This window comes from Salipiger mucosus DSM 16094 (genome assembly GCF_000442255.1).
GTDB lineage: Bacteria > Pseudomonadota > Alphaproteobacteria > Rhodobacterales > Rhodobacteraceae > Salipiger > Salipiger mucosus.
This window is the reverse complement of the sequence record NZ_KE557278.1, coordinates 58,551-77,039: the sequence shown is the minus strand read 5'-3', so window position 1 is coordinate 77,039 and position 18,489 is coordinate 58,551. Positions and strand designations below refer to the sequence as shown.

The window sequence follows — 18,489 nt, the reverse complement described above, 5'->3', positions numbered from 1 at the left end:
TCCTTGCGTCGGGGGCCGGGGACCCGACAGCGCGCGGACCCCGGCCGATTTTGGTTCAAAGCTCGGCCCAGGGCCGAAATGCCGTCCTGAAAATGATGACGGCCGAGGATGAAATCACGTCACCCTCGGCCGTCACAATGTCTCGGGAGCGTCATGCTCCGGTCGCCTCGCGGGACGATCAGTCCGCGGCGGAGCTCGACGAGCTCGAGCTCGAGCTCGAGGAGTCGGACGAGGCCGCGAGTGCGGCAGCCGCGAGCACTGCGCCACCTGCGATGGCCAGACCGGGCGCCATGCCGGCGCTGGGGCCCGCAAGCGCGAAGGGATCGTCCTCGGACACCTCCGGCTCGGCTTCCGATTCAACGACAACCGGGCCACCTGCGAAAGCGACACCCGACGCGACGATGTTGATGAGTGCTGCCGTAGCAACGAGGTTCTTGAGTTTCATAAATTCACCTGCGCTTAGCGTTACGCCCCACGTCTTAGCGCGAACAGGGCGAGTCGGCCAGTATGGAATCCCAGATTCACGGCACACCATATGCCGATGAGTGGGACTATGCCGATTTTCCGTGCATCGGGCAATGCTGCATTGCCGCGTGATCGCGAAAACTGTCACCTTTCGGCATCGCCCCGCCGAAGGTGCCGCCGGCCCCTCGGCTTGACAGCACGCCCCGCACACTCTAATGGCACGCCAACTCCGGAAGTGTGTCTGCTCTTCCGGTCCCATGGGGTATGCCCGGGATCGCCCTCCGTCAGCGCGTTGCGCCCACGGAGGTCTCTGTGCATTGCGGGTGCCCCGGAATTGCGATGCGCGCGGCCGGATCCCACATGACCCGGCAGGACAAACGGAAACAAGGAGCCCCGGGGCCCATGTTCGAAAATCTTTCCGACCGCCTGGGCGGCGTCTTCGACCGGCTGACCAAGCAAGGCGCGCTCAGCGAAGAGGACGTGCGCAGCGCCATGCGCGAGGTGCGCGTCGCCCTGCTGGAGGCCGACGTCTCGCTCCCCGTGGCGCGCCAGTTCATCAAGGCCGTCGAGAAGAAGGCCACCGGCGCCGCGGTCACCCGCTCGGTGACGCCCGGCCAGCAGGTGGTCAAGATCGTCCACGACGAGCTGATCGCGGTGCTCTCGGGCGAAGACGACCCGGGCGAGCTGCGAATCGACAACGCCCCGGCACCGGTCCTGATGGTGGGCCTGCAGGGCTCCGGCAAGACGACCACCACAGCCAAGCTCGCCAAGCGCCTCAAGGAGCGCGACCGCAAGAAGGTGCTCATGGCCTCGCTCGACGTGAACCGTCCCGCCGCCATGGAGCAGCTGCAGATCCTCGGCACCCAGATCGGCGTCGACACCCTGCCCATCGTCAAGGGCGAGGATCCGGTCACCATCGCCAAGCGCGCCAGGACGCAGGCCAGCCTCGGCGGCTACGACGTCTACATGCTCGACACCGCGGGCCGGCTGCACATCGACGAGGAGCTCATCCAGCAAGCGGCCGACGTGCGCGACGCCGTGTCCCCGCGCGAGACGCTGCTGGTGGTCGACGGTCTGACGGGCCAGGACGCCGTGAACGTCGCCACCGAGTTCGACGAGAAGATCGGCGTCTCCGGTGTGGTGCTTACCCGGATGGACGGCGACGGCCGCGGCGGCGCGGCGCTCTCGATGCGCGCGATCACCGGCAAGCCGATCCGCTTTGTCGGCCTCGGAGAGAAGATGGACGCGCTCGAGACCTTCGAGCCCGAGCGCGTGGCCGGCCGCATCCTCGGCATGGGCGACATCGTCGCGCTGGTGGAAAAGGCGCAGCAGACGCTCGAGGCCGAACAGGCCGAGCGCATGATGAAGCGCTTCCAGAAGGGTCAGTTCAACATGAACGACCTGAAGATGCAGCTCGAGCAGATGCAGAAGATGGGCGGCATGGAGGGCATGATGTCCATGATGCCGGGCATGGGCAAGATGGCCAAGCAGATGGAGGGCGCCGGCATCGACGACTCCATCCTCAAGCAGCAGATCGCGCTGGTGAACTCGATGACCAAGCGCGAGCGCGCCAACCCGCAACTGCTCCAGGCCAGCCGCAAGAAGCGCATCGCCAAGGGCGCCGGCCTCGAGGTCTCGGACCTCAACAAGCTTCTGAAGATGCACCGCCAGATGGCGGACATGATGAAGAAGATGGGCAAGATGGGCAAAGGCGGCATGATGAAACAGGCCATGAAGGGCATGTTCGGCAAGGGCGGCATGCCCGAGGGCATGGACCCCGGCCAGATGGACCCGAAGGCGCTGGAACAGGCCGCCAAGGCCATGGGCGGCAAGATGCCCGGCGGCATGGGCGGAATGGGCGGCGGCGGCCTGCCGCCCGGTATCAGCGGTTTCGGCAAGAAGAAGTAAGATGACGACGACGCGCGCCCTCCCCTCTCCCGAGCAGGCGACCGCCCTCCCGGCGGCGGCCCGCACCCGCGCGCCCGCTTCATCTTTCTCCAAATACGCAACACCCCGCCTGCGTGCGAACTCCGCGTCCGACCACGCGCGCCGAGTCTCTTCGGGGCAATGCGCGACGGCCTGCGAAGGCTTCTGGTCCCGCCCCGGAGGCCGCGCATGAGCCTCGTGAACGCCCCCCGCCTCGAGACCGAGCGGCTGGTCCTGCGCGGCCCCGAACCGCGCGATGCCGAGCCGATGATCGCCTTCCTGCTCGACCCGGTGCGCTCGGTGGGCTTCGGCGGATACGACCACCGCGGCGACGCGTGGCGCTGGTTCGCCATGAACATCGGCCACTGGCACCTGCGCGGCTACGGCTACCTGACCATCGAGGACCGCGCGACCGGCGCCCCCGCCGGCATCTGCGGCATCTGGAACCCCGAGGGCTGGCCCGAGCCGGAAATCGGCTGGGTGGTCTTCGACGGCTACGAGGGCCGCGGCATCGCCTTCGAGGCCGCCACCCGCGTGCGTCGCCACGCCTACGAGGACATGGGCCTCACCACGCTCACCTCGAACATCGTGCCCTCGAACACCCGTTCCAAGCGGCTCGCCGAGCGGCTCGGCGCCCGCTACGAGCGCACCTACCTGAACTACAACGTCGGCGAGGACGAGCTCTGGCGCCACCCCGGCCCGGCGGAGGTCACGGCATGAGCGTCGAGATCCCCGTGATCGAAAGCGACCGGCTGATCCTGCGCGCGCCCGAGCCGCAGGACTACCCCGATTTCAAGGCGACCTTCGCCTCCTACCGCTCGCGCTTCATGGGCGGGCCGCTCAACGCGTACGAGACCTGGATGCTCTACGCCGCCGAGATCGGCCACTGGGAAATCCGCGGCTTCGGCATCTGGATGATCCACCTGCGCCAGACCGACGAGACGGTGGGCATGGCCGGCGGCTGGTTCCCGGCGAAATGGCCCGAGCGCGAGATCGCCTGGATCATCTGGCCCGACAAGGCCGGCCAGGGCTTCGCGCTCGAGGCCACGCACCGCGTGCGGCAGTATCTCTACGAGGAGCGGGGCTGGGACGGCGCGGTCTCCTACATCGACCCCAAGAACCTCGATTCGATCCGGCTGGCCGAGCGGCTCGGCGCGGTGAAGGACCCGCAGGCGCCCTCGATCGACGGCAGCGACGCCGTCTACCGCCACCCCGCGCCCGCCGGGCTGCGCGGCAGCCAGCTCGCGCACGGGATCGACATGGAGATCGCCCACTACCGCGACCCGCTGTTCCAACCGAAGGGGTGGGCCCTTGACTGAGCAATCGAACGACATCGAGGAGCGCCCTATGAGCGACCCCGTCACCCGCGCCGCGGCGCTTCTGAAGGAACACCGGGACAGCATCGACCGGCTGGACGCGATCCTCGTGTTCACGCTGGCCGAACGCTTCAAGCACACCCAGGCCGTGGGTGTGCTCAAGGCCGAGCACGACCTGCCGCCCTCCGACCCCGCGCGCGAGGAACGGCAGATTGCCCGGCTGCAGGACCTGGCGAACCGGGCCGATCTCGATCCCGAATTCGCCAAGAAATTCCTGAACTTCATCATTCAGGAAGTCATCAAGCACCACGAGAAACACAAGACCTGACGGGTCCGTCCCGTCCGCAACGCCATTCAAAGGAGATACAGACAATGGCCATGAAGATCCGACTCGCCCGCGGCGGCTCCAAGAAGCGCCCCCACTACTCGATCGTCGCGTCCGACTCGCGGATGCCCCGCGACGGCCGCTTTCTCGAGAAGCTGGGCACCTACAACCCGCTCCTGCCCAAGGACGACGAGCGCCGCGTGCAGATGAACATCGAGCGCGTGCAGGCATGGATGGACCACGGCGCCCAGCCGACCGACCGCGTCGCACGCTTCCTCGAGGCCGCGGGCGTTCGCCCCAAAGCCGCGCGCAACAACCCCAAGAAGGGCACCCCGGGCAAGGCCGCCCAGGAGCGCGCCGAAGCCAAGGCGGCCAAGGCGGCCGAAGCCGCCGAGGAAAGCGCCGAGTAATCCCCGGCCGGACCATGTCCGACTTTCGGGACACGGGCGCGCGGAAATTTCCGCGCGCCCTTTCTTTCGTCTTGTGTCATGGCATGTGCCCGCTACCTTTGCCGTGACACCTTCAAAGGGATTGCTGCCATGCTCTCCACCCGTCTCGCCCTGCCGCTGACCCTGGCCGCCGGCCTGTCGGCCGCACCCGCCCTCGCACAGGAGGAGCCGGCCTTCTCGACCCAGTCGGGCGGGGGCGCGCTCGCCTTCACGTTGCGCGGCGGCGTTTCGGTCTCGCCGGAATACTTCGGCTCGGACAGCTACGCACCCGGCCCGGACGTGGGGTTCCGCTTCAACAACCTGCGCCTGCGCAACGGGCGCGAGTTCGGCAACCCCGACCCCTGGGCCGATTCGCTGGGCTGGGGCGTGCACGGCTCGTTCCGCTATATCGGTGAGCGCGACGCGAGCGACTTCTCCGACCTGCAGGGTCTCGACGACGTGGACCAGGCGCTCGAGCTGGGTGTCGGCGTCGGCTACACGGCCCGCAACTTCGAGGCCTTCGCCGATGTGCGCCGGGGCTTCGGCGGGCACGAGGCCTGGGTCGGCGCCGCCGGCATCGACGGCATCATGCGTCCCAACGACCGGCTCCGGCTCTCGCTGGGGCCGCGCCTGCTCTGGGGCAGCGAGGACTACACCGAGACCTATTTCGGCGTCTCGCCCTCCGAGGCCGGTCCGCTGCCGGCCTACGATCCCTCGGGCGGGCTGGTGAGCGCGGGCGTCGAGTTCGGCGCGCGCTACCAGATCAACGACGACTGGGGCGTCGAAGGCGCGGTCAGCTGGGAGACCTTCACCGGCGACGCCGAGAACAGCCCCATCGTCGAGCGCGGCGACGCCGACCAGTGGAAGATGCGCATCGGCGTCACCCGCACCTTCCGCCTGCGCTTCTGATCCGCGCCGGGCGATTGCCTTTTCCTGCCGCTCTGGTCTATCCAGAGCGTCGCGGCAAAGCATCTGAACGGCAGGAGGCACGACCGGCGTGAGCGACAGGATTTGCGTGGGCGCCATCGCGGGCGCATACGGCGTTCAGGGCGAGGTGCGCCTCAAGAGCTTTACCGCCGACCCGGAGGCCATCGCGGACTACGTGCCGCTGACCGACGAGGACGGCACCCGCTCCTTCGAGGTGCAGATCGTCCGCCCGATCAAGAGCGGCTTCGCCGCCCGTCTTTCCGAGGTTCGCACCAAGGAAGACGCCGACGCGCTGAAGGGTGTCCGCCTCTTCGCGCCGCGCGACCGCCTGCCCGCCCTGCCCGACGACGAGTTCTACCACGCCGACCTGATCGGCCTCGCCGTGCACGACACCGGCGGCGCGCTGCTGGGCCACGTCGCGGCCGTGCACAACCACGGCGCCACCGATCTGCTGGAGCTGCGCCTGCCCGGCAGCTCGCGCACCGTGCTGCTGCCCTTCACCCATGCCGCCGTTCCCACGGTCGACCTCACTGCAGGCCGCATCGTCGCAGATCCGCCCGAGGGCCTCATGGAATGACCCGCGTGGTCGTGCACGCGGGGTTCCACAAGACGGGCACCTCCAGCGTGCAGACCATGCTGCGCGGCAACCGCGCGGCGCTCGAGCCGCACCTGCGCATCCTGCTGAAAGAGGACTTCGAGCCGCTGACCGAGGCCGCCCGCGCACTGTCGCACCGCCCCTCGGACGAAGCGCTGGCCGCCGTGGGCCGCTACGCCGCTCGCCTCTTTCGAAGGGTCGCGAAAGACGATCCGCGCCCGCTGCTCCTGTCGTCTGAGGATCTCTCGGGCCTGCTGCCCGGCCGCCGGGGCGTGACCGACTATGGCGCGGCTCCCCTCGTCATGGCCAAGCTCGCCGAGAACGCGCGTTACCGCTTCGGCGCGGCGCTCGACCTCGCGGTCTGCTTCTCGACGCGGGGCGCCCCGGACTGGCTGCGCTCGAGCTGGTGGCAGAGCCTGCGCAGCACCCGCCTCACCGAGGATTTCGACACCTACGCCCGCCGTCTCGCGCCCGCCGCCGACATGGCGGCCGTCGTCGCCGAGGTGCAGGCCGCCCTGCCCGACGCGCAGGTCACTTCGGTGCCGCTGGAACGCAGCCGCGAGATGCCGCAGGGGCCGCTGACCCCTCTGCTCGATCTCGCGGGCCTCGGCCAAGCCGTGCGCGACACACTCGAGGTGCCGGGCCCGGTCAACGCCCAGCCCGAGGCCCGGCTGGCCGAGGTCTTTCTCGCCCTCAACCGGAGCGAGCTGGACGACGCGCGGCTGAGCGAGGCGAAGACCGCGCTGCGCCGCATCGCCACGCGCGCGTGACGCTTGAGTGCTCCGCGCCGGCGGGATAGAGGACCCGGAATGAGCGAGACGCCCAAATCCCACGGCCGCAAGGCCATCCGCCCCAGCCTGAAGCCGCGCGAGCTGATGACCGACAGGCCGTCGCTGGCGCGCGCCTGGACGGCGCAGGTCATAACCCTGTTTCCCGAGGCCTTTCCCGGCGTCCTGGGCCAGTCACTGACCGGCAAGGCCCTGCAGGAGGGCAAGTGGCAGCTCGACACCGTGGGGCTGCGCGACTTCGGCGAGGGCAAGCACCGCAACGTCGACGACACGCCCGCCGGTGGCGGCGCCGGCATGGTGCTGCGCGCCGACGTCATGGGCCGCGCGCTGGATCACGCACGGCGGCGCATCCCGCCCGCGGCACCGATCCTCTACCTCTCGCCGCGCGGCCGGCGCTTCGACCAGTCGGTCGCCCGCGACCTCGCGCAGACCCCCGGCGTCACGCTGATCTGCGGCCGCTTCGAGGGGCTCGACCAACGCGTGCTCGATCACTACGGCATCGCCGAGATCTCGCTGGGCGACTTCGTCCTCACCGGCGGAGAGATCGCCGCGCAGGCCATGCTCGACGCCACCATCCGGCTGCTGCCGGGCGTGCTGGGCAACGCCGCCTCGACCGAGGACGAGAGCTTTTCGCACGGGCTTCTGGAACACCCGCAGTACACCCGCCCGGCCCAATGGCAGGGACTCGACATCCCCGACGTGCTGCTCTCGGGGCACCACGGCGAGATCGACAAGTGGCGCCGCGCCCAGTCCGAAGCGCTGACCAGGGCCCGCCGCCCCGACCTCTGGGAGGCCTACCAGCGCAGCCGCGACGCCGACGGCGCGGAGTGACCGCTCCAGCGCCCCGCGCGGGCGATTGACGCTTGAAATTCGCAGCCAAACCTGCTTTACGCGCCGCATTCCAAGCGGCTGTGGTGTCTGTCGATTCCCGTCTTCTTCTGGTGGGCCATCCCCGACGCCGTAGCAGGCCCTTGGATCGGAACAAGGAACGCCGACCTGATCTCTGGCGGGCTGCCCAAGCGGGCGGGACCCGGAAGAAGACCGAGAGCTCTGAGGTTGCGAGGAACTTTGCGGGACCAACCGCAAGCAGCACAGGAGTGGATCAGATGGATCTGATCGCAGAACTCGAGGCGGAACAGATCGCCTCGCTCGGGAAGGACATTCCCGACTTCAAGGCCGGCGACACCATCCGCGTCGGCTACAAGGTGACCGAGGGCACGCGCACCCGTGTTCAGAACTACGAGGGCGTCTGCATTAGCCGCAAGAACGGCGAAGGCATTGCCGGCTCGTTCACCGTCCGCAAGATTTCCTTCGGTGAAGGCGTGGAGCGTGTGTTCCCGCTGTACTCGACCAACATCGAGTCGATCACCGTCGTGCGCCGTGGCCGCGTCCGCCGCGCCAAGCTCTACTATCTCCGTTCGCGCCGCGGCAAATCGGCCCGGATCGCCGAGGATACCCACTACAAGCCGCGCTCCAACGCCGGCGCGAAGGCATAAGGAGAGCCGCGATGAAAAAGGGCATCCACCCCGAATACCACGTCGTCGACGTCAAGATGACCGACGGCACCGTCTACCAGACGCGCAGCACCTGGGGCGCCGAGGGCGACATGCTGACGCTCGACATCGACCCCACCGTGCACCCGGCCTGGACCGGCGGCACCTCGCGCCTGATGGACACCGGCGGCCGCGTGTCGAAGTTCAAGAAGAAGTACGAAGGCCTCGGCTTCTGAGCCACGCGCCGTCCGACGTGACGAACGCCGCCCCTCGGGGCGGCGTTTTTCGTTTGTGCGCCAGGATTTGGCGGCCGCCTGCCCCTGCGACCCTTCGGCGCGTTACATATTCCACAATCTATATCTATATCTGCGTGATCCGGAAATTCCGTTTTGGAGGAGACGCGCCGTGGAATTCAGGACCATCACCGAGGACATCGCGGTTTCGCCGCAGATCGCGGCCGGCGACATTCCCGCCATCGCCGCGGCGGGCTACCGCGCGATCATCTGCAACCGCCCCGACGGCGAGGGCGCCGATCAGCCCAACGTCGAGGAGATCGAGGCCGCCGCCCGCGCCGAGGGGCTGGAGCTGCGCTACCTGCCCGTCGTCTCGGGCAAGGTCGCGGACGAGGACGCCACGGCGTTCGGCCGCGCACTGCGCGAACTGCCGGGTCCGGTGCTGGCCTACTGCCGGACGGGCACACGCTCGGCGACGCTCTGGTCGCTCAGCCAGGCCGGCACGATGCAGCCCGCCGAGATCCTGCAGGCGACGCAGGGCGCCGGCTACGACATGCGCGGCGTGGTCCGGCGCATCGTGAACGGCGGCCGCACCCCCACCGACACCGGCGACGCCAGCTTCGACGTCGTCGTCGTGGGCGGCGGCGCGGCGGGCATCGCCGTCGCGGCCAGCCTGCATGCACGCAAGCCCCACCTCGAAATCGCACTGCTCGACCCCGCCGACATTCACTACTACCAGCCCGGCTGGACGATGGTCGGCGGCGGCATCTTCGAGCCGCAGACCACGGCCCGCACCCTGGGCAGCCTGATCCCGCGCGGCGTGCACTGGATCAAGGCCGCCGTCGCCGCCTTCGAGCCCGAGAACAACGCCGTCGTGCTCGACGGCTGCCGGGTGGTGAAATACGACCGGCTCATCGTCTGCCCGGGCCTCAAGCTCGACTGGCACAAGATCGAAGGGCTCGTGGACACGCTGGGCAAGAACGGCGTGACCTCGAACTACCGATACGACCTCGCGCCCTACACCTGGGAGCTGGTGAAAGGTCTGAAAGAGGGCCGCGCGCTCTTCACGCAGCCGCCGATGCCGATCAAGTGTGCCGGCGCGCCGCAGAAGGCGATGTATCTCTCGGGCGACCACTGGTTCCGCGAGGGGTGCCTCAAGGACATCGACATCCAGTTCATGAACGCCGGCGGCGTGCTCTTCGGGGTCAAGGACTATGTCCCTGCGCTGGAACGCTACATCGAGAAATACGGCGCGACGCTGAACTTCTTCCACAACCTCGTGGCGGTCGACGGCCCCGCGAAGAAAGCGATCTTCGCGGTCGCCAAACCCGACAGCGAGCCCACCGAGGTGACCGTCGACTACGACATGATGCACGTCTGTCCGCCGCAATGCGCCCCCGACTTCATCCGCGTCTCGCCGCTGGCGGATGCGGCGGGCTGGGTCGACGTCGACCAGAGCACGCTGCGGCACAAGACCTACGAGAACGTCTGGAGCCTCGGCGACGTCATGAACGCGCCCAACGCCAAGACGGCGGCGGCGGCCCGGATGCAGGCGCCCGTGGTGGCCGAGAACGTGGCCGCCGACATCGACGGGCACGCTCCGCGCGCGGTCTACAACGGCTACGGCTCCTGTCCGCTCACGGTCGAGCGCGGCAAGATCGTCCTGGCGGAATTCGGCTACGGCGGGGCCCTGCTGCCCAGCTTCCCGAAGTGGCTGATCGACGGCACGAAACCCACCCGCGCCGCCTGGCTGCTCAAGGAACAGATCCTGCCGCCGGTCTACTGGAAGGCCATGCTGCGCGGGCGCGAGTGGATGGCCAGGCCCGAGACCGTCGCCGCGGACTGAGCCCGAGAGGCGACTCCCACTGGCCGCCGGCCCCGAACAAGGGCCGGCGCGCCGCCGCGCGACTGCCCGGCGGCGGGGCAAACCGCCGGATCCAGCGCCCTGGCCGGGAAAAAGCCGGTCCGGGCCAAAGTCTTCCCTTCACAAATTCCCCATATTGAATATATGAAGCGGGCAAAGGATGCCTCCCGCGTCCGGACCGCCAGCCAAGGAAATCCGCGATGTCCCTGCCCCGCCCCACGCGCGAGACCTTTACCCGCTACCTGCCGATCCTGACCTGGGCGCGCGCCTACAACCGCGATACAGCCACCTCGGACCTCGTGGCGGCGGTCATCGTGACGATCATGCTGATCCCGCAGTCGCTGGCCTACGCGTTGCTGGCGGGGCTGCCAGCCGAGATGGGCCTCTATGCCTCGATCCTGCCTCTGGTGGCCTACGCGATCTTCGGCACCAGCCGGGCGCTGGCGGTGGGTCCGGTCGCGGTGGTTTCGCTGATGACGGCGACGGCGATCGGAGCACTTGGCGTCTCGACCCCCGCCGAATACGCCCTCGCGGCGATCACGCTGGCCTTCATCTCGGGCGTCTTGCTCGCGCTCCTGGGCGTCCTGCGCCTGGGCTTCCTCGCGAATTTCCTCAGCCACCCGGTCATCGCGGGCTTCATCACCGCCTCGGGCGTGCTGATCGCCGCCTCGCAGCTCAAGCACATCTTCGGAATCGACGCCGAGGGGCACACGCTGCTGGCCCTGCTCCGCTCGCTGGGCGCGCATCTCTCCGAGACCAACCTCATCACCCTCGTGCTGGGGCTTGCCGCGCTGGCCTTCCTCTTCTGGGTGCGCAAGGGGCTGAAGCCGCTGCTGCTGAAGGCCGGTCTGAAGCCCAGGCTCGCCGACGTGCTGGCCAAGGCCGGGCCCGTGGCGGCGGTCGCGGTGACCACGCTGGTCACCTGGGCCTTCTCCCTCAACGATCGCGGCGTGCGCGTCGTGGGCGAGGTCCCGACCGGCCTGCCGCCGCTTTCTGCCCCCTCCTTCGACCCCGAGATGTGGAGCCAGCTCGCGCTGTCGGCTGTGCTGATCTCGATCATCGGCTTCGTCGAGTCGGTCTCGGTCGCGCAGACGCTGGCCGCCAAGCGGCGCCAGCGCATCGACCCCGACCAGGAGCTGATCGGTCTTGGTGCCTCGAACGTGGCCTCGGCGGTCTCCGGCGGCTACCCGGTCACTGGCGGCTTCTCGCGCTCGGTGGTCAACTTCGACGCGGGCGCCGAGACGCCGGCGGCGGGCGCCTACACCGCCGTGGGCATCGGCCTAGCGACGCTGCTGCTGACGCCTCTGTTGTTCTTCCTGCCCAAGGCGACGCTGGCGGCGACCATCATCGTCGCGGTCCTCAGCCTCGTGGACTTCTCCATCGTCGGCAAGGCCTGGCGCTATTCCAAGGTGGACTTCACCGCCGTGACCGCAACCATCGTGCTCACGCTGCTGGTGGGCGTCGAGACGGGCGTGTCGGCGGGGGTGATCCTCTCGATCTTCCTGCACCTCTACAAGACGTCCAAGCCGCACGTGGCCGAGGTCGGCCTTGTCCCCGGCACGCACCACTTCCGCAACATCCGCCGCCACAAGGTCGAGACGCTGCCCGAGGTGCTGACCCTGCGGGTGGACGAAAGCCTCTACTTCGTGAACGCGCGCTTCCTCGAGGAATACGTGCTGAACCGCGTCGCCGAGTGCGAGAACCTGCGCCACGTCGTGCTGATGTTCCCGGCGGTCAACGAGGTCGACTTCAGCGCGCTCGAGACGCTCGAGGAGATCAACCGCCGGCTGGACGAACAGGGCATCACCCTGCACCTGACCGAGGTGAAGGGCCCCGTCATGGACCGGCTCAAGCGGTCGCATTTCCTCGATGAATTGACCGGCAAGGTCTTCCTGGCGCAGTACGACGCCTGGTGCGAACTACAGTCGGGCCCGGCCGAAGGGACCAAGGACAAAGGCCTCGCGGCCCAGTAACAACACCGGCGCGAGCGGGCGCCCGTAGCCCGCCCCGCCGTCGATGTTGAGCCGGTTGGAATACATCTGCGGCGCGTCGAGGGCCGTGTGACCGTGCACCACGAGCTTGCCGTGATCGCGGCTGTCCTCGAGAAACCCGCCCCGGATCCACAGCAGGTCGCTTTCCTCCTGACGCTCCATCGGAATGCCTGGCCGGATGCCCGCATGCACGAAGATGTGCTCTTCGGTCTCGTGCCAGAGCGGCAGCGCGGCCAGCCAGTCGCGATGCGCCTGCGGCACCGCCTCCAGCGCGTCGGCGTGGATGTCATCCAGCGGCCGGTCCTCCGAGACGTCAACGCCGTAGGAAGCCAGCGTCGCCCGCCCGCCCAGCGGTTTCTCGGTGTAGAGCAGCCGGCGCGCGATGTTCGGATCGTCGTGATGCGGGTCCGCGAGATAGTCCAGCAGCAGCTTGTCGTGGTTGCCCTTGAGGCAGATCCACGGACGGCCATCGGCCTGCCCCTGCAACAGCAGCTCGATCACGGCGCGCGAGTCGGGCCCCCGATCGACGTAGTCGCCGATGAAGAGGACCGGCCCCTCGGCCTCGTCCTGCGCCACCAGCCCAAGCGCCTTGTGCAGCTCGTCGATCTGGCCGTGAATGTCGCCGATGGCGAAGATCGGTTGCATGGGCACCTCCGGATTGCGCACCCTTGATGCCCTGCACAACGGCGGGGCACAAGCCGACACGCCAAGCAAATGTTAGCGCTCTCGCGTTGCGAGAAAAAAGACCCCGGGGCGGTTCCGCCCCGGGGCCCGTCATCGGGATATGCGTCGCGCTCAGGCGGCGTCGAACTGCAGCGGGCGGACCTGCTGGAAGAGGCCCGTTTCCTTGAGCTCGTTCAGCACGTTGGCCGGCACCACGCCGTCAACGTAGAGCAGCGCGATGGCGTCCTTCTTCGAGGACGACCGGCCCAGCGTGAAGTTGGCGATGTTCACGCCGTGCTTGCCCAGCGTCGTGCCCAGCGTGCCGATGATGCCCGGCACGTCCTTGTTGGTCGTGTAGAGCATGTGGCTGCCGACCTCGGCATCGATGTTGATGCCCTTGATCTGGATGAAGCGCGGCTTGCCGTCGCTGAAGACCGTGCCGCCGATCGAGCGCTCGCGCTTGTCGGTGACCATGGTGACCTTGATATAGCCCTCGAAGGCGCCCGACTGTTCCTGGTTGGTGGTCGAGACCTTGATGCCGCGCTCGCGCGCGATGACCGGGGCCGAGACCATGTTCACCTCGGGCGAGATCGACTTCATGATCCCCGCGATGGTCGCGCAGTTCAGCGCGTCGAGGTTCATGGTCGCCGCTTCGCCGTCGTAGAGGATGTTGATCGCCTTGATCGGCTCGTCGGTCATCTGCCCGATGAAGCTGCCCAGGTGATCGGCCAGCTTGATCCAGGGGCCCATGACCTTGGCTTCCTCGGCGGTCACGCTGGGCATGTTCAGCGCGTTCTCGACGGCGCCGGTCAGCAGGTAGTTCGACATCTGCTCGGCCACCTGCAGGGCGACGTTCTCCTGCGCTTCCGAGGTCGAGGCGCCGAGGTGCGGCGTGCAGACGACGTTGGGCAGGTTGAACAGCGGGTTCTCCTTGGCCGGCTCCTCGGCGAAGACGTCGAAGGCCGCGCCGCCGATGTGGCCCGACTTCAGCATCTCGGCGACAGCTTCCTCGTCCACGAGACCGCCGCGCGCGCAGTTGATGACGCGCACGCCCTTCTTGGTCTTGGCGAGGTTCTCACGCGACAGGATGTTGCGCGTCTGGTCGGTCAGCGGCACGTGCAGCGTGATGAAGTCGGCACGGCCCAGCAGCTCGTCCAGCTCGACCTTCTCGACGCCCATCTTGGCCGCCTTCTCTTCCGACAGGAAGGGATCGTAGGCCACGACCTTCATCCGCAGGCCGCGTGCGCGGTCGCAGACGATGCCGCCGATGTTGCCGGCGCCGATCACGCCCAGCGTCTTGCCGGTCAGCTCGACGCCCATGAACTTCGACTTCTCCCACTTGCCCGCGTGGGTTGAGGCGCTGGCCTCGGGCAGCTGGCGCGCCACGGCGAACATCATCGCGATGGCGTGCTCGGCGGTGGTAATCATGTTGCCGAAGGGCGTGTTCATCACGATCACGCCCTGCTTCGAGGCCGCTTCCTTGTCGACGTTGTCGGTGCCGATGCCGGCGCGGCCGACGACCTTCAGCCTGGTCGCCTTCTCGAGCAGCGAGGGGGTGACCTTGGTGGCCGAGCGGATGGCAAGGCCGTCATACTCGCCGATGACCTCGGCGAGCTTGTCCTTGTCCTTGCCCAGCTCGGGCATGAAATCGACATCGATGCCGCGGTCACGGAAGATCTGGACGGCGGTTTCCGACAGCTTGTCGGAGACGAGAACCTTGGGAGCCATGTGTCTGGTCCTTCGATATAGGGGAACGGGTCGGGGCCACGGGGGCCCCGATATTTCGACGATCAGTCTTGCGCGGGATCAGGCCGCGGCGGCCTGCGCCTCGAGCGTGGCGAAAAAGGCCCACTCGATCCAACCGGTCAGCGCCTCGACGTCCGAGGTCTCGACCGTGGCACCGCACCAGACCCGCAGGCCCGCAGGCGCATCGCGGTAGGCGCCCACGTCGTAGGCGACGCCGGCCTCCTCGAGCTTCTTCGCGACGGCCTTGGCAAAGGCGCCGCCGTCGGAGATGCGGTCGTCGGTGAACTTCAGGCAGACGCTGGTGTTCGAGCGAGTGGCCGGGTCATCGGCCAGGTTGGCGATCCAGTCGTTCTTTTCGCAGAAGTCCCACAGCACCTTGGCGTTGGCATCGGCCCGCGCCTGCAGCGCCGTCAGCCCGCCGATGGAGCGCGCCCAGTCGAGCGCGACGAGGTAGTCCTCGACCGCGAGCATCGACGGCGTGTTGATCGTCGCGCCCTCGAAGATGCCCTCGTTGAGCTTGCCGCCCTTGGTCATGCGGAAGATCTTGGGCAGCGGCCAGGCCGGGGTGTAATTCTCGAGCCGCTCGACGGCGCGGGGGCTCAGCACGATCATGCCGTGCGCGGCCTCGCCGCCCATGACCTTCTGCCACGAGAAGGTGGCCACATCGAGCTTGTCCCAGGGCAGGTCCTGCGCGAAGGCGGCGCTGGTGGCGTCGCAGATCGTCAGGCCGGCGCGGTCGGCGGGGATCTTGTCGCCGTTCGGCACGCGAACGCCCGAGGTGGTGCCGTTCCAGGTGAAGACGACGTCGGTGTCGAAATCGATCTCGGCGAAATCGACGATCTGGCCGTAATCGGCTTCCTTGATCTCGGCGTCGATCTTGAGCTGCTTGACCACGTCGGTCACCCAGCCGGCGCCGAAGCTTTCCCAAGCCACCATGGTCGCCTTGCGCTCGCCCAGCATGGACCACATGGCCATCTCGACGGCGCCGGTGTCCGAGGCCGGCACGATGCCGATCTTGTAGTCAGCGGGAATTCCCAGGATCTCGCGCGTGCCCTCGATGGCCGCCTTCAGCTTGTCCTTGCCGACCTTGGCACGGTGCGACCGGCCGAGCGCGGCGTCGGATAGCATGTCGAGCTGAAACTGGGGGATCTTGGCACAGGGGCCGGAGGAAAAACGCGGATTGGCCGGCCGCGTTGCCGGTTGTTGGTTCGTCATGGGTGTCTAACCTTCCAGATAGTCGCCCCTCGTTGGGGAGGGGTGTCCCACCGCCGCACTTAAGCGACAGGGGATGGTCTGGCAAGTCGGAATCCGACAACGAGGTGCCGCATTCGGCAAAGAGCTCCCGGCGCGCGACGCGGATCGGAAACCTTCGCACCGCTCTTGCGCAAACGGCGCGGGCCGAAATTCGCGGCGCTCGGGTCTCGAACGGCACGTCCGGCGCGGCAAGCCCCTTGATTTCGCGCCGCCACACGCGCAGCTTGGAACGCATGAACAGCCTGACACCTTTCCCGGGGTCCGGTGCCGCGAACGAGGTCGTGTCGTTCCACCGGACGGAGCTGAACGTGATCCTGTCGCTCTACGGCCGCATGGTGGCCGCCGGAGAATGGCGCGATTACGGCATCTCGTCGCTGCGGGACGTCGCCGTCTTCTCGGTCTTCCGCCGCACCGCCGAGCATCCCCTCTACCGAATCGAAAAACGCCCCCGGCTGCGCAACCGCCAGGGGCAATACGCCGTTATCGGCATGGACGGGCAGGTGCTCAAGCGCGGGCACGAGCTGCGCACCGTCCTGCGCGTGCTGGAACGCAAGCTGATCCGCGCGGTGGAGTGACCCCCACCCCGCCGCGCGAGCCTGGTGCTCAGCCCGTCTGCTGTGCCATGACGCAGAGCAGCTCGAACATGATCGACACGCCAAGGAAGGCCGTGCCGCCCGAGGCATCGAAGGGCGGCGAGACCTCCACCAGGTCGGCCCCGGCGATGTTCAGCCCCTGCAACCCGCGCACCACCTGCAGCGCCTGGTAGCTGTTGGGTCCGCCCACCTCGGGCGTGCCGGTGCCGGGCGCGAAGGTCGGGTCGACGAAGTCGATGTCGTAGCTGATGTAGGTCGGCGCATCCCCCACGATCTCGCGCGCCTCTGCCATCACGTCCTCGGGGCCGCGGGCGTGGAATTCCTCGATCGGGATCAGGCGGATGCCCTCGGCTTCGGCGAAGTCGCGATCCTCGCGGTCGTACATGGTGCCGCGAATGCCGATCTGCACCACGCGCTTGGGGTCCAGCAGCCCCTCCTCCACCGCGCGGCGGAAGGGGGTGCCGTGCGTGTACATCGTGCCGCCGAAATACGAGTGGTAGAGATCGGTGTGGCTGTCGAAATGCACCATGCCCAGCGTCGTGTCGCGGGCAAGCGCCCGCAGCACCGGCAGCGAGGTCAGGTGATCGCCGCCCGCCGTCAGCGGTCGCGTCCCGTTGCGCATCAGCTGGCCGTAGTAGGCCGAGATCCGCTCCATGCTGTCGAGGATGTCCGCGGGGTTCGGGCCCACGTCGCCGAGGTCCGCGCAGGCCAGCGCCTCGAAGGGGCGCATGCCGGTCACCGGATGCTCGGCACGGATCATGGTCGAGGCGTCCCGCAGCTGGCGCGGCCCGTGGCGCGGACCCGGGCGGTTCGTCGTGCCGCTGTCCCAGGGCACGCCGACGATGCCGATCTCGACCTCGCCGAAACGGTCGTGCTCGGGCGTCAGGTGCGGCAGGCGCATGAAGGTCGGCACCCCGGCGAAGCGCGGCAGCTCGAACCCCGAGACGGGGTGAAAGAACGGGTCGGAGGTCATCGCGGGTCTCCCCTGTGAAAAGCGGCTCTCAGGGGCGGAGAGCAAATCTTTTCGAATGGATTTGCAAGTTTCTTCGAAGAAACCTGCGGCGTCACCGCAACCGGCGGTGGCTTGTCGGGCGTCCGTCGCCCTGCGCGTCGATACGCGCGACGGCGGCCTCCAGCGGCTCCAGGGCCACCGCCATGTGATGCGCATTGGCGTGCAGCAGCAGGTCGGGGCCCGCGACCCAGGCGACGTGCCCCTTCCAGAACAGCAGGTCGCCCCGCCGCGGCGCGGCGCCTTCGGGCAACGCCTCGCCCAACGCCACCTCCTGCAGGTCGCTGTCGCCGGGGCAGGCCTGCCCGCAGGCGTGCAGCGCCACCTGCACGAGCCCGGAACAGTCGATCCCCAGCGCCGAGTTCCCGCCCCAGAGGTAGGGCGTGCCCAGCAGCCGCTCGGCCTCGGTCACCGGGTCTTCGGCGGGCGGATCGAGCGGGGCGAGATGCCGTGCGGGCACGTGCCCGGGCGCCTCGGCGCCGGGCAGGCGCACCTCGGCAAAGCCGTTCCGACCGCCCGTGACCGCCAGCAGGCTGCCGTAGGACAGGGCGCAAAGGTCGCGTGTCTTCATGTCCGGCGCCGCGTAGGCATGGGTCAGGCGCACCGCGACGCGGTGCGTCGGCGCTCCGGCATCCGGGGCCAGAGCCGCCTCCGGCAGGTAGCCCATGTAGCCGTCCGCGCGCGCCTGCACGAAGGCCCAGCCGTCCTGCCGCTCCAGCACACGCACCGCGGCCCCGAGCAGCAACTGGCGGTCGCGGCCTCCGCCGGGCGCCTCGAGCAGGTCGACCACGGGCGCGGCGACGCAGGCCGCCTCGCCCTCGACGAAGCGCTCCGCCGTCACGGTCCCGCGCAGCTCGGCGCCGGCCACGCGGC

Annotated in this window: 20 protein-coding genes; 14 read left to right on the top strand and 6 right to left on the bottom strand. The window is 68.5% G+C overall.

Features of this window, described 5'->3' with window-relative positions:
• Positions 1 to 178: 178 nt before the first annotated feature.
• On the bottom strand, positions 179 to 445 hold the full coding sequence (locus SALMUC_RS15985) for a hypothetical protein (RefSeq protein WP_020038596.1): 267 nt from the start codon (positions 443 to 445) through the stop codon (positions 179 to 181).
• 422 nt (positions 446 to 867) lie between these two features.
• Between SALMUC_RS15985 and ffh the strand changes: the two genes are divergently transcribed.
• The 13 genes from ffh (at position 868) to SALMUC_RS15920 (ending at position 12,333) form a co-directional block, all read left to right on the top strand.
• A complete protein-coding gene (gene ffh, locus SALMUC_RS15980) occupies positions 868 to 2,373 on the top strand; it encodes a signal recognition particle protein (protein ID WP_020038597.1) in 1,506 nt (501 codons plus the stop codon).
• Between the two features lie 207 nt (positions 2,374 to 2,580).
• Positions 2,581 to 3,111, top strand: a complete 531-nt coding sequence (locus SALMUC_RS15975) for a GNAT family N-acetyltransferase (RefSeq protein WP_020038598.1) — start codon at positions 2,581 to 2,583, stop codon at positions 3,109 to 3,111.
• A complete protein-coding gene (locus SALMUC_RS15970) occupies positions 3,108 to 3,710 on the top strand; it encodes a GNAT family N-acetyltransferase (RefSeq protein ID WP_020038599.1) in 603 nt (200 codons plus the stop codon). Before SALMUC_RS15975 ends, SALMUC_RS15970 begins: the two co-directional genes overlap by 4 nt.
• A 28-nt stretch (positions 3,711 to 3,738) precedes the next feature.
• A complete protein-coding gene (locus tag SALMUC_RS15965) occupies positions 3,739 to 4,035 on the top strand; it encodes a chorismate mutase (protein ID WP_020038600.1) in 297 nt (98 codons plus the stop codon).
• Between the two features lie 44 nt (positions 4,036 to 4,079).
• Positions 4,080 to 4,442 (top strand): 30S ribosomal protein S16, encoded by a 363-nt coding sequence (rpsP, locus tag SALMUC_RS15960; protein WP_020038601.1) that lies wholly within the window; start codon positions 4,080 to 4,082, stop codon positions 4,440 to 4,442.
• A 129-nt stretch (positions 4,443 to 4,571) separates the two neighbouring features.
• On the top strand, positions 4,572 to 5,369 hold the full coding sequence (locus SALMUC_RS15955) for a MipA/OmpV family protein (protein ID WP_021120511.1): 798 nt from the start codon (positions 4,572 to 4,574) through the stop codon (positions 5,367 to 5,369).
• An 88-nt stretch (positions 5,370 to 5,457) separates the two neighbouring features.
• Positions 5,458 to 5,964 (top strand): ribosome maturation factor RimM, encoded by a 507-nt coding sequence (gene rimM, locus SALMUC_RS15950; RefSeq protein WP_037372073.1) that lies wholly within the window; start codon positions 5,458 to 5,460, stop codon positions 5,962 to 5,964.
• Positions 5,961 to 6,752, top strand: a complete 792-nt coding sequence (locus SALMUC_RS15945; RefSeq protein ID WP_020038603.1) for a hypothetical protein — start codon at positions 5,961 to 5,963, stop codon at positions 6,750 to 6,752. The genes rimM and SALMUC_RS15945 overlap by 4 nt, the downstream gene beginning before the upstream one ends.
• Before the next feature lie 39 nt (positions 6,753 to 6,791).
• Entirely contained in the window at positions 6,792 to 7,601 is an 810-nt protein-coding gene (gene trmD, locus SALMUC_RS15940) for a tRNA (guanosine(37)-N1)-methyltransferase TrmD (protein WP_020038604.1), read from the top strand.
• Positions 7,602 to 7,876: 275 nt separating this feature from the next.
• Positions 7,877 to 8,266, top strand: coding sequence for a 50S ribosomal protein L19 (rplS, locus tag SALMUC_RS15935; RefSeq protein ID WP_020038605.1), 390 nt, complete (start codon positions 7,877 to 7,879; stop codon positions 8,264 to 8,266).
• 11 nt (positions 8,267 to 8,277) lie between these two features.
• Complete coding sequence (gene rpmE / locus SALMUC_RS15930; protein ID WP_020038606.1) at positions 8,278 to 8,499, top strand: 50S ribosomal protein L31; 222 nt, start codon at positions 8,278 to 8,280, stop codon at positions 8,497 to 8,499.
• 169 nt (positions 8,500 to 8,668) lie between these two features.
• A complete protein-coding gene (locus tag SALMUC_RS15925; protein WP_020038607.1) occupies positions 8,669 to 10,342 on the top strand; it encodes a bifunctional protein tyrosine phosphatase family protein/NAD(P)/FAD-dependent oxidoreductase in 1,674 nt (557 codons plus the stop codon).
• 218 nt (positions 10,343 to 10,560) lie between these two features.
• The gene (locus SALMUC_RS15920) at positions 10,561 to 12,333 is read left to right on the top strand and encodes a SulP family inorganic anion transporter (protein ID WP_020038608.1); all 1,773 of its coding nucleotides are present in this window, start codon (positions 10,561 to 10,563) and stop codon (positions 12,331 to 12,333) included.
• Here the strand turns inward: SALMUC_RS15920 and SALMUC_RS15915 are convergent.
• From SALMUC_RS15915 to SALMUC_RS15905, 3 genes are all read right to left on the bottom strand, one after another.
• On the bottom strand, positions 12,280 to 12,996 hold the full coding sequence (locus SALMUC_RS15915) for a metallophosphoesterase family protein (RefSeq protein ID WP_020038609.1): 717 nt from the start codon (positions 12,994 to 12,996) through the stop codon (positions 12,280 to 12,282). The two genes, SALMUC_RS15920 and SALMUC_RS15915, sit on opposite strands and share 54 nt — an antisense overlap.
• A gap of 150 nt (positions 12,997 to 13,146) precedes the next feature.
• Positions 13,147 to 14,742, bottom strand: a complete 1,596-nt coding sequence (gene serA / locus SALMUC_RS15910) for a phosphoglycerate dehydrogenase (protein ID WP_020038610.1) — start codon at positions 14,740 to 14,742, stop codon at positions 13,147 to 13,149.
• Between the two features lie 78 nt (positions 14,743 to 14,820).
• Positions 14,821 to 15,975, bottom strand: coding sequence for a phosphoserine transaminase (locus SALMUC_RS15905; RefSeq protein ID WP_020038611.1), 1,155 nt, complete (start codon positions 15,973 to 15,975; stop codon positions 14,821 to 14,823).
• A 272-nt stretch (positions 15,976 to 16,247) separates the two neighbouring features.
• Between SALMUC_RS15905 and SALMUC_RS15900 the strand changes: the two genes are divergently transcribed.
• Complete coding sequence (locus SALMUC_RS15900) at positions 16,248 to 16,589, top strand: DUF2794 domain-containing protein (protein WP_037372117.1); 342 nt, start codon at positions 16,248 to 16,250, stop codon at positions 16,587 to 16,589.
• Between the two features lie 28 nt (positions 16,590 to 16,617).
• Here the strand turns inward: SALMUC_RS15900 and speB are convergent, their stop codons facing one another.
• Positions 16,618 to 17,580, bottom strand: coding sequence for an agmatinase (speB, locus tag SALMUC_RS15895; protein WP_020038613.1), 963 nt, complete (start codon positions 17,578 to 17,580; stop codon positions 16,618 to 16,620).
• Positions 17,581 to 17,671: 91 nt separating this feature from the next.
• Positions 17,672 to 18,489, bottom strand: an 818-nt coding sequence (locus tag SALMUC_RS15890) for a C40 family peptidase (protein ID WP_020038614.1), incomplete at its 5' end; no start/stop codon positions are given.

What these genes read in the sequence shown, in the direction of transcription:
- SALMUC_RS15985 (WP_020038596.1), bottom strand. Translation starts at nt 445, where the DNA reads ATGAAACTCAAGAACCTCGTTGCTACGGCAGCACTCATCAACATCGTC.
- ffh (WP_020038597.1), top strand. Translation starts at nt 868, where the DNA reads ATGTTCGAAAATCTTTCCGACCGCCTGGGCGGCGTCTTCGACCGGCTG.
- SALMUC_RS15975 (WP_020038598.1), top strand. Translation starts at nt 2,581, where the DNA reads ATGAGCCTCGTGAACGCCCCCCGCCTCGAGACCGAGCGGCTGGTCCTG.
- SALMUC_RS15970 (WP_020038599.1), top strand. Translation starts at nt 3,108, where the DNA reads ATGAGCGTCGAGATCCCCGTGATCGAAAGCGACCGGCTGATCCTGCGC.
- SALMUC_RS15965 (WP_020038600.1), top strand. Translation starts at nt 3,739, where the DNA reads ATGAGCGACCCCGTCACCCGCGCCGCGGCGCTTCTGAAGGAACACCGG.
- rpsP (WP_020038601.1), top strand. Translation starts at nt 4,080, where the DNA reads ATGGCCATGAAGATCCGACTCGCCCGCGGCGGCTCCAAGAAGCGCCCC.
- SALMUC_RS15955 (WP_021120511.1), top strand. Translation starts at nt 4,572, where the DNA reads ATGCTCTCCACCCGTCTCGCCCTGCCGCTGACCCTGGCCGCCGGCCTG.
- SALMUC_RS15945 (WP_020038603.1), top strand. Translation starts at nt 5,961, where the DNA reads ATGACCCGCGTGGTCGTGCACGCGGGGTTCCACAAGACGGGCACCTCC.
- trmD (WP_020038604.1), top strand. Translation starts at nt 6,792, where the DNA reads ATGAGCGAGACGCCCAAATCCCACGGCCGCAAGGCCATCCGCCCCAGC.
- rplS (WP_020038605.1), top strand. Translation starts at nt 7,877, where the DNA reads ATGGATCTGATCGCAGAACTCGAGGCGGAACAGATCGCCTCGCTCGGG.
- rpmE (WP_020038606.1), top strand. Translation starts at nt 8,278, where the DNA reads ATGAAAAAGGGCATCCACCCCGAATACCACGTCGTCGACGTCAAGATG.
- SALMUC_RS15920 (WP_020038608.1), top strand. Translation starts at nt 10,561, where the DNA reads ATGTCCCTGCCCCGCCCCACGCGCGAGACCTTTACCCGCTACCTGCCG.
- SALMUC_RS15915 (WP_020038609.1), bottom strand. Translation starts at nt 12,996, where the DNA reads ATGCAACCGATCTTCGCCATCGGCGACATTCACGGCCAGATCGACGAG.
- serA (WP_020038610.1), bottom strand. Translation starts at nt 14,742, where the DNA reads ATGGCTCCCAAGGTTCTCGTCTCCGACAAGCTGTCGGAAACCGCCGTC.
- SALMUC_RS15905 (WP_020038611.1), bottom strand. Translation starts at nt 15,975, where the DNA reads ATGACGAACCAACAACCGGCAACGCGGCCGGCCAATCCGCGTTTTTCC.
- SALMUC_RS15900 (WP_037372117.1), top strand. Translation starts at nt 16,248, where the DNA reads ATGAACAGCCTGACACCTTTCCCGGGGTCCGGTGCCGCGAACGAGGTC.
- speB (WP_020038613.1), bottom strand. Translation starts at nt 17,580, where the DNA reads ATGACCTCCGACCCGTTCTTTCACCCCGTCTCGGGGTTCGAGCTGCCG.